This is a genomic window from Desulfovibrio piger ATCC 29098 (genome assembly GCF_000156375.1).
Taxonomy (GTDB): Bacteria; Desulfobacterota; Desulfovibrionia; order Desulfovibrionales; family Desulfovibrionaceae; genus Desulfovibrio; species Desulfovibrio piger.
In genome coordinates this window covers 1-13,430 of record NZ_DS996357.1, presented here as the reverse complement: position 1 = coordinate 13,430, position 13,430 = coordinate 1, and the positions used below count along the sequence as shown (strand labels likewise).

Genomic DNA, 13,430 nt, shown 5'->3' with positions numbered 1-13,430 from the left:
ATAGATGGGATCATAGCCAAAGCCGGTAGCAGTAATGTCCCGCATACCATCCTTGGTGTAGTCCTGGCCGATGTACTTGGCCATCTTGGGAGCGTTGGTACCGCCCATGAAGTTCACACGCAGAGTGTGCTTCAGGTCTTCCAGGAAGCTCATGTCCTTCAGGCGGACACCCACGCCCCAGGTACCCACCATGGTGGAACCCAGCACGCCTTCACGGGCGATGTAGGGGTTGCCGTTGAAGCCGAAGTTGGAGAAGTCGTTGTTGCCGTTGGCGCTCACCACGGGCATGCGCTCGGAGCCGTTCTTCGGATTGCTGTCGTCACCGGAGCCGTACCAACCGTAGATGCCGGGGGTAGCCCAATCCAGCTTGTATTCCAGCAGCAGGCTGGCCAACCAGCCTTCACGGTTCATCTTTTCGTCTTCATAGGAAACGGAACCGTAGTTCACATCCCAGGCGATGCGGAAGGGATCCCAGTAGGTCACTTCGCCGGTCACACCAGCCCAGATGGCGTTGCCGTAGCTGTCCAGCTTGTCGGTACCGGTAAAGCCGGAGGTCAGACCACTGGAAGCGCGGGTCCAGGCGGAACCATACTTATTGGTCCAAGGCTTGTCGGGATTGACATTGCCTTCATGGTTGAACATGCCGGGACCCAGAGCGGCGTACATGACCCAGGGGGTCACCTTCACGCCGTCGAAGCTCAGGGGCAGCAGCACAGCGACCATGTCCATGTTGTCCATGTAGTTGTTATACTGATTGTGCTTGCCCCAGTAGCCGTAGTTGTCGTTGTAGGGACGAGCCCAGAAAGCGGTCAGGGCCACGTTTTCGTTGAACTGGTAGTTCAGGGTGACGGCGGCCACGTCATCGTCGAGGATCTGGGAAGCATTGGTGGTGAAGGCAGGCAGAGCCAGGCCCTGGATACCCATGCGGACCTTCAGGTCGGTCTGGGGCACCATCCAGTCGATGTAAGCGCGCTTCAGTTCCACGACGCTGTTGTTATCAGCACCCAGGGCGCCACCGGTCTCGTTGTGGCCCCACACCTGGTCACCGATTTCGAAGAACACGGTACCGGACAGGGCTTCGGAAGCCACGGCGTCCAACTGCAGGCGAACACGCTGCATGGCTTCGAACTGATCTTCGTACTTGCCGACATTGCGCTTAAAGCCAGCGTTGTTGGCAGCCTTGCCATTGCCGAAGTTGCCGTGCATGCCGTAGTCGAAAGACATGATCCACTGGCCCTTGGCCTTGAAGTCGATAGCGTTGGCGCCGGTAGCCACGCCCATCATCATAGCGGCAGCCAGAGCGAGAGTCATAAGCTTCTTCATGATAATACCTTCCTTCATTACTTCCGCATCTTTCGATCCCATCCAGTATGGGATCTTCTTCCCTTGCGGGACCCCATTCCTGCCCTGTGCGGAGCGGGACAGGAATCCCGGCCGATACGGCCGGAACAAAAAAGCTCGTTTTTAAAAGTCGGCAGCAGCGATCTGCTTGGCCGTCGAACTTGTAAAAATTTTTAAACCCCTTTTATCGGTTTGTCAATATTAAGTAGTCAAAAACGATATAAATGGGTCGATACAACATGCCACTTTCAAAAAACATCTTTTTTTACAGGGTGATAAAAATATCTCCCCGCATAAGTCAGGTATAAAAAAAATACGTTGATCCCCCAAGAGGGCTCGTCAGAGACTAAGAAATCCCACCGAGGCATCAACCGGGATGTTTCTCTGTCAAAATCGCGCGCCCCAGTACACGCCGCCATACCAACGATATTTTCAGCGCCATGACAGCCATCCGGCAGCCAGCTGGCCAGATCTCACAAAAATACCGTGCTGCCTGGCTTTCGCAAATCCGGAGGCCACGCTCCGCCATAACCACCAGCGTACGCGACAAAGCAATAAGGTCCGTCCCCAGACCTCTTGCAGCTGAATCCGTTGGGAGCGGAACAACGCATGCCCGCTATATCCCACCTAACCGAGCAACATGGCCCCGCCTCACTACATTTATAGGCCAGATCCGCTCCCATGAAGACACCAACTCCTCTCCCCTGCGGGCCAACCCCCAATTTTGTCCGCCCCGCACCGTCCTTCCGGCCCTTTTCTTGCATTGACAGAAGCTGCCGGAATGTATATGATTATATATTAAATTTTGTTGAACAATTCCAGCACATTACGAGGCAAATATGTTCACCAATCGCGGCAAGGCCCTGACTTTTGACGATATCTTGCTTGTCCCCAGCTATTCGGAAGTGACTCCCGACGCCGTGGACATCTCCACCTGGCTCACTCCTTCCATCGAATTGCGCATCCCCCTGCTCTCCGCTGCCATGGACACGGTCACCGAATCGGCCATGGCCATCAGCATGGCGCGCATGGGCGGCATCGGCATCATCCATAAGAACATGCCCATCGAACGCCAGCGCCTGGAAGTGGAACGCGTCAAGAAGAGCGAAAGCGGCATGATCCTTGACCCCGTTACCGTTTCCTCCCGCAACTCCGTGCAGGAAGCCCTGGATCTGATGGCGGATTTCCGCGTGTCCGGTCTGCCCGTCGTGGATGACGGCAAGCTGGTGGGCATCCTCACCAACCGTGACGTGCGCTTCATCGAAGACGCCTCCGCCATTCGCGTGGGCGAAGTGATGACCAGCAAGAACCTGGTCACCGTGCCCATGGGCACCTCCCTGGAAGAAGCCAAGCGCCACCTGCACGAACACCGCATCGAAAAACTCCTCGTGGTGGACGAGAACGAGCGTCTGCGCGGCCTCATCACCATGAAGGACATCGACAAAGTCCAGAAATACCCCAATGCCTGCAAGGACAGCGCCGGTCGTCTGCGCGTGGGTGCCGCCATCGGCATCGGCCGCGACTGCGACGAGCGCGCCGAGCAGCTCATCCAGGCCGGTGTGGACGTGCTCGTCCTGGACTCCGCCCATGGTCATTCCATGAACGTGCTCAAGGCCATCCGCAAGGTCAAGACCGCCTACCCCAACTGCCAGCTGGTGGCTGGTAACGTGGCCACCTACGAAGGTGCCCGCGCCGTGCTCGAAGCCGGCGCCGACGCCGTCAAGGTGGGCATTGGCCCCGGCTCCATCTGCACCACCCGTATCGTGGCCGGTGTGGGCGTGCCGCAGGTGACCGCCGTCATGGACGGTAGCCGTGCTGCCCGCGAGATGGACCGCTGCTGCATCGCCGACGGCGGCATCAAGTTCTCCGGCGACATCGTCAAGGCCCTCGTGGTGGGCGCCCACTCCGTGATGATCGGCTCCCTGTTCGCCGGTACCGAAGAAAGCCCGGGCGAAACCATCCTCTACCAGGGCCGTACCTACAAGATCTACCGCGGCATGGGCTCCATCGACGCCATGAAGGACGGCAGCTCTGACCGCTACTTCCAGGAACGCAGCAAGAAGCTGGTCCCCGAAGGCATCGTGGGCCGCGTGCCCTACCGTGGCCATGTGATGGAAGCCATCTACCAGCTCATGGGCGGCCTGCGTTCCGGCATGGGCTATGTGGGTGCCCGCACCCTCAACGACCTGTTCGAGAACACCACCTTCTGCGAGATCTCGGCGGCCGGCCTGCGTGAAAGCCACGTGCACGACGTCATCATCACCAAGGAAGCCCCCAACTATCGCATCGACAACTAGCCTCAGACCTGCGGGCGATCGCTGCAGCGACCGCCCGCATCCGTTTGATGCCTGCATCCTGTTTTCCGGCAGCCAGGCTGCCCGTTCATGACATTATATAAAGGACGCCGTCCCTCCCGGGCGGCGTCCGCATACATTGCAAGGAACACTCATGGCGCACAGCAAGGTCATTATCATTGACTACGGTTCGCAGGTCACCCAGCTCATCGCACGGCGTGTGCGTGAAGCCGGCGTGTATTCCGAAATCCATGCCTGCAACGTCACCGCCGCCGAAGTGGCCTCTATGGCTCCTTCGGCCATCATTCTTTCCGGCGGTCCTGCCAGCGTGGGCGAAGCCGATGCTCCCACTCTGGACAAGGGCTTCCTGGAACTGGGCGTGCCGGTGCTGGGCATCTGCTACGGCATGCAGCTGCTGGCCCAGAACCTGGGCGGTGAACTGGCCCAGTCCCTGACGCGTGAATACGGCCCGGCCGATCTGACCCTGAAAGCCTCCTGCGCCCTGTGGGACGGCCTGGACAGCTCCAAGCCCAGCCGCGTGTGGATGAGCCACGGCGACAAGGTCAAGACCCCCCCGCCCGGCTTCGTGATCACCGGCAGCACCCCCACCCTCGAAGTGGCCGCCATGGCCGATGAAAGCCGCAAGATCTACGCCGTGCAGTTCCATCCCGAAGTGCACCACAGCGTGGACGGCGACGCCATGCTGCGCAACTTCCTGTTCAAGGTCTGCAACATCGTGCCCGACTGGAGCATGTCCAGCTTCGTGGAACGTGTGGTCAAGGAAATGGCCGAAAAGATCGGCGACAAGCACGTGGTCTGCGCCCTTTCCGGCGGCATCGACTCCACCGTGGTGGCCGTGCTGCTGCACAAGGCCATCGGGCATCGCCTGCACTGCATCTTCGTGGACAACGGTCTGCTGCGCCTCAACGAAGGCGAGGAAGTGGTCAGCTACCTGCGCGAGCACTTTGACCTGAACCTCAACTTCGTCCAGGCCCAGGATCGCTTCCTCGATCTGCTCAAGGGCGTGGAAGATCCCGAGAAGAAACGCAAGATCATCGGCCACACCTTCATCGACATCTTCGACGAAGAAGCCAAGAAGCTGCCCGAAGTGGAATACCTGGCCCAGGGTACCCTGTACCCCGACGTCATCGAATCCGTGTCCCACAAGGGCCCCAGCGCCGTCATCAAGAGCCACCACAATGTGGGCGGCCTGCCCGAGACCATGAAGCTCAAGCTGGTGGAACCCCTGCGCGAACTCTTCAAGGACGAAGTGCGCAAGGTGGCCGCCGAGCTGGGCATGCCCGATTCCATCGTCTGGCGCCATCCCTTCCCCGGTCCCGGCCTGGCCATCCGCGTGCTGGGCGAGATCACCGAGGAACGCCTGAACATCCTGCGCCAGGCCGACAAGATCGTGCAGGAGGAACTGCGCGAATCCGGCTGGTACCGCAAGGTCTGGCAGGGCTTTGCCGTGCTGCTGCCGCTGAAGACCGTGGGCGTCATGGGCGACGGCCGTACCTATGAGCACGTCATCGCCCTGCGCGTGGTGGACAGCGTGGACGCCATGACCGCCGACTGGGCCCGTCTGCCCGCCGACCTCATCGCCCGCATGTCCGGCCGCATCATCAACGAAGTCAAGGGCGTCAACCGCGTGGTCTACGACGTCTCCTCCAAGCCCCCGAGCACCATCGAGTGGGAATAATGCCGGGCCGGCAGGCGTCTTGTCCTGCTCCCGGACACAGTGCCGCCGCACTGTGAAGACAGCATGAAAAAAGAGCTGACAGACAGTCTGTCAGCTCTTTTTTTGCATGTGCTGATCGCAATTACGCCAGCCCGCCTTCTTCCTCATCACGCAGTGCCTGCAGAGTCAGCGGTCCCACGCTACCCGCCATCGGTACCCTCCCCTGATGTCCAGCCCGGGACCGCACATTTCCTCTTGTCCTGACCGAGGGCAGTCCCTATCCTGCCGAAAAATACGGTCATGGCCTGTCCGCCTTCCCGGACATCTCCATACAACACTGCATCTCTGTGAGCTTTCCATGTCACGCATCTTCCCTGCCCTTTTGCTCTCCCTGGCCCTGCTTTCCCCCGCCCTGCCCCTCCGGGCCGCCGAAGGATTTCCCGCTACGCCGCAAGCCGCCGTGGACGCCCTTTCTCTGGAACGGGACATCCATGCCCTGATGCGGGACAAAAAAGCCCTGGCCGGTGTGGCCCTGCTCACCGAAGACGGTCTCTGTGCCGGAGTCCACATGGATACGCCCTTCCCGCTGCTCAGCGTCATCAAATTCCCGCTGGCTGTGGCTGTGCTGGAAAAAATGCAACAGGAACATACGCCGCTGACCACCCGGATCCCGGTGCGTGCCGGACAGCTCCATCCCGATACGCACAGTCCCCTGCGGGACAAATACGGCCAGCGGGACGTCAGACTCAGCCTGCAAGAGCTGCTGCACGCTACCGTCACGTTCAGTGACAACAATGGCTGCGACATCCTGATGGACTATGTGGGCGGCCCGTCCGTGGTGGAGGCCTGTGCGCGTCGGCTGGGAGCGGACAGTGTCTTCATCGGCCACAACGAAGACTGGATGCACCAGAACATCTACAACCAGTATGCCAACTGGGGCACGCCGCGCAGCATGGCCCGGATGCTGCTGGGCTTTTTCAGCTCCCCGGATATCCCTCAGGCGCACAAAGACTTCATGGCGGGCATCATGGCCAAGACGCCCGCCCTGCCCGGCAAGATCCTTGAGGGCCTGCCGCAGGGCATGACCGCCGGACACAAGACCGGCTCTTCCGACAGGACGGCCCAGGGGGTCAAGCTTGCGGACAACGACCTGGCCTTTTTCCGCCTGCCCGATGGCCGCTATGTGGCTCTGGCGGTCTTCCTCTGCAACTCGCTGGAGAGCCCCGAAACGAACCTCTCCCTCATCACGGACATCACCCGCCTGTCCGTGGACTGGCTGGCACGGCAGCCCATGCTGCTGCGGGACGGTACCGCACGGCCCTGACCTCCTTTCCGGGATACGATGCCTTGAGAGCATCGACACCCTGGCATACGGAGAGCCCCGGCCTGCCGAAGAGAGGATGCGGCAGGCGGCCGGTGTACTTTACAAGGCCTGCGGGCTCAGGTAATTTTGCGTTTTAGCATTTCCGCGTCCATGACGCACAGGACTAACAGCAGAGGAAGATATGTTCGGTATCGGCAGTACGGAATTTCTGGTTATCCTTCTTGTGGCCCTCGTGGTGCTGGGGCCCAAGAGCCTGGCAAGTGTTTCCCGCACCCTCGGCAAGGCCATGGGAGAATTCCGCCGCGTCTCCACCGATTTTCAGCGCACGCTGAATGCGGAAGTGGAGCAGGAGGAGCATCTCAAACGCAAGCAGGAAGCTGAAAAGGAATTTTTCAGTCCTGAAGCCCGTGCTGAGCACGCGGCCAAAACAGCCGCCCAGACGCAGGCCGCCGCACAGCCCGCAGCCACCCAGGCCCAGGCAGCTCCTGCCGCTGCGCCTGCCGCCACGGAGACCGCGGCCGCCCGTCCTGCTGTCCAGCCGGAAGTCATCCCCTCTGCCGCGCCCGTACCGCCTGCGGACAGCCCTCTGGCCCAGGCCCTTGCCAAGGCCCAGGCCGAAGCCGGCGGTTCCGCCACGGCGACCTCGGCTGCCGCCACTCCTGCCAGCGGAGCAAAAGCATGAGCACCATCCAGGACAAACAGGATCTGACCGTCACGGTCACGGCTCCCGAACAGGACGCTCCTGTCTCTTCCGCGGCCCCGCACACGACTGCTACGGGCGAAGACCTGCCCGACGCTGTCGCGGACAAGACCATTCCTGCCGCGACTTCCGGTACCGGGCCCGAGACTGCCCCCCAGATGGAGCAAGACGGCTCTGCCCCCGTTGTTCCGGCGGAAGAAGCGTCTGCCGCCATCCCCGAACCTCCGGCGGACAGCCCGCTGGCCCAGGCCCTTGCCAAGGCCCGGGCCGAAGCCGCTGAAGCTCCGGCCCCTGCGGAACAGCCTGCCGCTCCCGAAACCGAGGCAGCCCCCCCTGCTCCCGCAGCTGCGGAAGCCTCTGCCGAACCTCTGCCGGATACGGCAGCTCCGGTCCCTGATGCCGTGACCGCCCCTGTGCCGCAAGGCGGGGATGATGCCGGCCAGCCGCCCGTTCCGCCTGCCACGGCCGCTGCCGGTGCCGGCGGGACGCCTGAGCCCGAAGAAAAGACCATGGGCCTCATGGATCACCTCAACGAACTGCGCTGGCGTCTGGTGCGCTGCTTCATCGCCGCCGGTGTGGGCTTCCTGCTCTGCTGGACGGTGGTCGAGCCCATCTTCGACTTCATCACGGCCCCGCTGCTCAGCGCCTTGCCCGCGCACGGCACGGCCATGTATACCACGCTGCCCGAACCCTTCTTCGTGCGCATGTTCGTGGCCTTCGTGACCGGTCTTTTCGTGACCAGCCCGTACATCTTCTATCAGATCTGGGCCTTCATCTCCCCCGGTCTGTATGAGGAAGAGAAAAAGGGCCTGCTGCCCATCGCCCTGCTCTCCGCCATTTTCTTCATCGGCGGTGGCGTGTTCTGTTACTTCATCGTCTTCCCGTACGCGTTCAACTTCTTCCTGGGCTTCTCCTCCGAGCAGATCCAGGCCATGCCCCGCATCACGGATTATCTTGATTTCGTCATCAAGCTGCTCCTGGCGTTCGGCCTCATCTTTGAGATGCCCCTGTTCTCCTTCTTCCTCTCCCGCATGGGGGTCATCACGGCCCAGATGATGCGCAAGGCGCGCCGCTATGCCGTCCTGTGCATCTTCATCGTGGCCGCCATCCTGACGCCGCCGGACGTGGTCTCCCAGCTGCTCATGGCCATGCCCATGCTGCTGCTCTATGAGATCAGCATCCTTGTGGCCGCAGCCTTTGGCCGCAAGAAGAAGGAAAAGAAAGAAGAGGAAGAAGGGACGCCCGGCGATCCTGCTCCGGAGGGCCCGGACGGCACGACGGTGGCTGCTGCCGCCGCAGCTGCGGCCACGATGGCCACCATGAGCGATGACGACGCCCAGCGCATGCCGCCCGAAGAGGAAACGCCCGCTCCCGTCACGGAGACGGACGAGACCTTCACCGCCGAAACGGCTGACACGGAACAGACCGCCGCAGAGCTTCCCGAAGAACAGGAAGTCTCCGCGCCCGGCGAGGCCGATACGGAAACGCCCGCGGAACAGCAGGACGACACCGCTGCCGTAGCGGAAGCCCCTGCCATGGATGACGAGCCGGCAACGCCCGCCAAAGACAAGGAATGATGATGGAAGCTACACTGCCCCAGCGTTCGGCCCGGCACGCCCGTAAAAGTGCCGAGACCGACATCAGCCTGAGCCTCACCCTGGACGGCTCGGGCAAGACCGATATCCAGACCGGCTTCGGCATGCTGGATCACATGCTGACCCTGACGGCGTTCTGGGCCGGCATGGATCTGCACCTGCGCTGCCGGGGCGATCTGCACATCGACGCCCATCACAGTGCCGAGGACATCGGCCTTGTTCTGGGCCAGGCGGTACTGGAAGCCCTGGGGGACCGTGTGGGCATCGCCCGTGTGGGCTATGGCCGCGTCCCCATGGATGAGGCCCTGAGCGATGTCACCATCGACCTTTCCGGCCGCCCCTGGCTGGAATGGCGCGGAGACGAGCTTCTGCCCCCGGTCATCGCCGGTGAGGAAAAAGACCTTTGGCGGGAGTTCTACAAGGCCTTTGCCAGCAGTGCCCGCTGCAACCTGCATGTGAGCATGCATTATGGCAAAAATGGCCATCACCTTCTGGAATCCGTCGCCAAAAGCCTGGGCCTGGCGCTCGCCCAGGCTGTCCGGCGTAGCGGGAACGTCATCCGCAGCACCAAGGGAGGGCTGGATTGATGAAGAACCGTTTCCTGTGGATCATGTGTGCGCTTCTGTCTCTGCTGGTCCTGACGGGCGGCTGCAACCGCAAACCTGCCAGCACGGCCGACGTGCCGCGTTCGCTGTCCCATCAGTACAAGATCGCGGTGGCGCCCTTCACCCAGCCCCGCGCCATCAGCCAGCTCATCATGGGCCAGCTTCCTCAGCCGCAGGCCCTGGCCGCCCGTGACGTGCTGGTGGCCCAGGACCGCCAGCTGCGTGATGTCCTGTACACCTCGACCAAACGTTCCTATGACTTCCTGCCCCGTACCCGCCCCCTGCCGGACCTGAAGCGTCTCCATACCTCGGAGCGCCCCCAGGCCCTGCCCCTGTGGGTGGAATACGCCCGCAAGACGTCGGCGGACATCCTGCTCATCCCGCAGGTCCTCACCTGGCGGGACCGTCAGGGCTCGGCGGCCGGTGTTACCGAACCCGCCCATGTGCGGCTGGAGTTCTTCCTCCTGAACATCAAGGAAGGCAACATCATCGGCCACTCCGTCTACGAGGTGGAACAGCAGGGACTGACGGAAAACCTGCTCAACGTGGGCGACTTCTTCAAACGCCAGGGCAAGTGGGTCACTGCTGAAGAGCTGGCCCGCGAAGCCATGACCAAGGCTGTAAAGGATCTGAACTTATGATTATCTTTCCCGCTGTCGACATCCAGAACGGCAAGGCCGTCCGCCTGAAACAGGGACGTGCCCACGAGAGCACCGTGTTTTCCCCCGATCCTGTGGCCGCTGCCGTGGCCTGGAGGGACAAGGGCGCCCGCTGGCTGCATGTGGTCGACCTGGACGGCGCTTTTGACGGGCTGCCCAAAAGCCGGGATATCGTGCGTGATATCTGCCGGGAGCTGGACATCCCCGTGCAGCTGGGCGGCGGCATCCGTGACGAACAGACGGCCCGTGCCTACCTCGAAGCCGGCGTGCAGCGTCTGATCATCGGTACCATGGCCCTGGAGCAGCCCGAAGCCTTTGCTTCCCTCTGCAAGACCTTTCCCGGGCAGATCGGGGTCTCCCTCGATGCCGAAGGCGGACGCCTCAAGACCAAGGGCTGGGTGGCCGATGCCGGTCTGAGCGTGGACGACGTCCTGCCCCGCCTGCAGGAAGATGGCGCTGCCTTCATCATCTATACGGACATCGAGCGTGACGGCATGCAGTGCGGCGTCAACCTGACGGCCTTGCGCCATCTGGCCGAGACCTCCACCGTGCCGGTCATCGCCGCCGGTGGCGTGGCCACGCTGGCCGATGTTCAGGCCCTGTACCCGCTCAGCACGCAGGCCAACCTGCAGGGTGCCATCAGCGGCCGGGCCCTGTATGAAGGCACGCTCGACCTTGTGGAAGCCAACGCCTGGATCGCCGCCCAGAAATAAAACGTTTGGGCATCATGAACAACCAAGGGAAGGGGATACCATCTCCTTCCCTTTTTTGATGTCTCCGGTACTTCTGGAACAAATAACGTAGCTGGAACTGGCAGGAGGCAGAAGGCCATTTTGCCATACGCTGCTCTGTCTCTCCTTCTCTCCTGGCCGGGACTGTGGTCCTTCCGCTGCCCTTCCCTGCGTACAGGTCATGCGGTATCCCCTGTCAGATGTGCCCGTTTAGTCAGGCTACAGGAGATCCTCGCAGCATCATGGCACCTGCCCTCAGCCACTCCTTTGCAGGTCTCCTGTAGTGAGCTTGCTTCATCTCCGCTTCTGGCCTATCATATAAAGATGCAACATCCTCTGCTCATACTCTCACGGCTTTTCTTCGCCGTCATGGCAGAGCGACACTGGCGCAGCCATCTGTAATCCCGATGCCCTTTCTGCCGGTCCGCTCCGGTCTGGCACGTCTGCTGCAGCTCCGTAATGCCGTTGCGGAGCCCTTTGCGTTCGACCGCACATCCCTGGAAAGGTGCATCATGAATCCCACACGCCCCTATCATTGGTTTTGCCTGCTGGCGGCCATCGTCTTTGAGGTCGCCGGTACGACCGTCATGAAACTCTCTTTTGGCTGGAGCTTCGCCCACGCGGCCCTTGCCGGCCTTGTCCTCATGTGGATCGCCATCGGCCTTTCCTACTACTCCCTTGCCAAAGCCACCACGGGCCTGCCCGTAGGTGTGGCCTTTGCCTTCTGGGAGGCCCTTGGGCTGGCGCTCATCACGCTCTCCAGCATCTACATCCTTGACGAGCCCTTCTCGCTGCAACGGCTGGCAGGCCTGCTCTGCGCCCTGAGCGGCGCCCTGCTGGTCCATCACGGCACGGTCCAGGACAAGGATACTTCCTCCGACACCAACCGCGACGCCAGCTAAAGGGAGTTACCATGAATACGGAAACGCTGCATCTTATCCTGTCCGCCGGCCTTGTGGCCGCTGCCGCGGCTCTGGACGTGGCCGCCAACCTCATGCTGGCCCGTTCCGACGGTTTCAAAAAACGCCTGATCGGCATCGCCGCCCTGGCTCTGGTCGGCCTGGCCTTTTACTGCCTTTCTCTGGCTGTCCAGTATATGGATCTGGCCGTGGCCTACTCCATGTGGGGCAGTCTCGGCATCCTGGGGACCTCGCTGTGCGGCTGGCTCTTCCTGCGCCAGCGTCTCAAACCTTGCGCTTTTGCCGGCATGGGTCTGCTCATTATCGGCATGATCCTGCTGCGCACGAGTTAGACGGTCTCCCAAGAAGCTGCAAGCTTCTCAGACCTGATGGTTACAGCCAAGCTGGGTCTGACATAAAGTAAAAAAGGCATCCTTACGGATGCCTTTTTTATGGAAAGACTCCAGCTATTCTGACTCATCAAAAAAATCAGAATCGATGCGTTTAAGCTCATAACTGATTACCGGTGAGACGCCCAGATTATGATCCATCATCAGTTCTGCCAGCTTCCGACCGTCCACCAGTACGATCTTTGTCGTATGCTGCTTGCGGGCATATTTGACAGCTTCAGCAGAAAATCTGGCTGTGGTAACAAATAAGCCCCGATTCGCTCCCAGCCCGGCCAGTGCCCCCACAAATTTTTGAATCTCCGGCCTTCCTATGGCTGTTTCCAGATCCCAGCGCTTGGCCTGTATGTAAATCTGATCAAATCCAAGTTTATCTTGCTTGATGATACCGTCTATGCCTTCATCGCCAGAATAACGGGTCACGATCCCCCCATCTTCCAAAGATCCTCCGTACCCCATGGCTTTGAGCAACTGTACGACCATACGCTCAAAAAAAGCCGGAGATTTCCGCATGATCTCCGCCAGGATATCATCTGCCAGGGCCTGCCTGATCTGAAGGTATGTTCTGTCCATCACATCCTGCGGGCTCTCATCTCCGTTATCTTTTTCTTCTCCGTCCCCCGTATCATCATGGGTGGAACTTGCCTTTTTAAAAACATCAAAACCAGGAAATGACGCCAAGAAGTGGTTATCGAACACCTTGGGAGGATTCGCCAAAACCGCGGTCCCGGCCGACGTAAGCTGCACCATGCCACGGGCAGGAGCGGCAATAAGTCCAGCCTTTTTGAGATACGTACGCGTCCACGCCACCCTGTTATTGAAAGTCAACGAGCCGCTGGGCAGCATTTCGTTTTTCTCTGCTTCAGAAAGAGAATAACGGCCGGACAGCTGCATCACGATGTCCGCCATGGAATGCTGTTGTCCATCCGCGATTGCAGTCAAAAAAGCAAAATACATCTCATTGTAGCGAGGAATAGCCATACTGTCCTCGAGCTAGAAAAGATTCCTCATCCTAGCTTGTTCGCCTGAGAAAAAACAGTGGGGCAAAAACTGTTTCTTGCGCCCTTTGTCGTCCGCTCCAATCCGCCTAGCTCTTCTTTCCCAACAAAAAAATCCCCGGTTGTACCGGGGACGACAGAATCACATGCAGGGCGAGAAATCTTTCGTAGCCTACCGTGCGCCAACAAGGGGAAGAGC

11 protein-coding genes and 1 pseudogene are annotated in these 13,430 nt (G+C 60.6%); 10 read left to right on the top strand and 2 right to left on the bottom strand.

Annotated features, from left to right (window positions below):
• On the bottom strand, positions 1-1,323 hold a 1,323-nt coding region (locus tag DESPIG_RS06305; protein WP_050760281.1), incomplete at its 3' end, for an outer membrane homotrimeric porin.
• Between the two features lie 857 nt (positions 1,324-2,180).
• On the opposite strand from DESPIG_RS06305, the gene guaB reads away from it, so the two are divergent.
• The 10 genes and pseudogenes from guaB (at position 2,181) to DESPIG_RS06255 (ending at position 12,179) form a co-directional block, all read left to right on the top strand.
• Complete coding sequence (gene guaB, locus DESPIG_RS06300) at positions 2,181-3,638, top strand: IMP dehydrogenase (protein WP_006006392.1); 1,458 nt, start codon at positions 2,181-2,183, stop codon at positions 3,636-3,638.
• A 151-nt stretch (positions 3,639-3,789) separates the two neighbouring features.
• A complete protein-coding gene (gene guaA / locus DESPIG_RS06295) occupies positions 3,790-5,334 on the top strand; it encodes a glutamine-hydrolyzing GMP synthase (protein WP_006006388.1) in 1,545 nt (514 codons plus the stop codon).
• A 337-nt stretch (positions 5,335-5,671) separates the two neighbouring features.
• A complete protein-coding gene (gene bla / locus DESPIG_RS06290) occupies positions 5,672-6,637 on the top strand; it encodes a class A beta-lactamase (RefSeq protein WP_006006386.1) in 966 nt (321 codons plus the stop codon).
• A gap of 181 nt (positions 6,638-6,818) precedes the next feature.
• On the top strand, positions 6,819-7,319 hold the full coding sequence (locus DESPIG_RS06285; RefSeq protein ID WP_006006383.1) for a twin-arginine translocase TatA/TatE family subunit: 501 nt from the start codon (positions 6,819-6,821) through the stop codon (positions 7,317-7,319).
• 527 nt (positions 7,320-7,846) lie between these two features.
• Positions 7,847-8,599, top strand: a pseudogene (gene tatC / locus DESPIG_RS14535) (twin-arginine translocase subunit TatC); the annotation flags it as partial.
• Positions 8,600-8,928: 329 nt separating this feature from the next.
• Complete coding sequence (locus tag DESPIG_RS06275; RefSeq protein WP_187119500.1) at positions 8,929-9,519, top strand: imidazoleglycerol-phosphate dehydratase; 591 nt, start codon at positions 8,929-8,931, stop codon at positions 9,517-9,519.
• Positions 9,519-10,178, top strand: a complete 660-nt coding sequence (locus DESPIG_RS06270) for a hypothetical protein (protein WP_006006378.1) — start codon at positions 9,519-9,521, stop codon at positions 10,176-10,178. The genes DESPIG_RS06275 and DESPIG_RS06270 overlap by 1 nt, the downstream gene beginning before the upstream one ends.
• Entirely contained in the window at positions 10,175-10,909 is a 735-nt protein-coding gene (gene hisA / locus DESPIG_RS06265) for a 1-(5-phosphoribosyl)-5-[(5-phosphoribosylamino)methylideneamino]imidazole-4-carboxamide isomerase (RefSeq protein ID WP_006006376.1), read from the top strand. Before DESPIG_RS06270 ends, hisA begins: the two co-directional genes overlap by 4 nt.
• Before the next feature lie 530 nt (positions 10,910-11,439).
• Positions 11,440-11,829: a DMT family transporter gene (locus DESPIG_RS06260; RefSeq protein WP_040369589.1), complete on the top strand. Its 390-nt coding sequence runs from the start codon at positions 11,440-11,442 to the stop codon at positions 11,827-11,829.
• Positions 11,830-11,840: 11 nt separating this feature from the next.
• On the top strand, positions 11,841-12,179 hold the full coding sequence (locus tag DESPIG_RS06255; RefSeq protein WP_006006369.1) for an SMR family transporter: 339 nt from the start codon (positions 11,841-11,843) through the stop codon (positions 12,177-12,179).
• Positions 12,180-12,293: 114 nt separating this feature from the next.
• Here DESPIG_RS06255 and DESPIG_RS06250 read toward each other — a convergent pair whose 3' ends face one another.
• Entirely contained in the window at positions 12,294-13,214 is a 921-nt protein-coding gene (locus DESPIG_RS06250; RefSeq protein ID WP_006006367.1) for a restriction endonuclease, read from the bottom strand.
• Between the last annotated feature and the right edge of the window lie 216 nt (positions 13,215-13,430).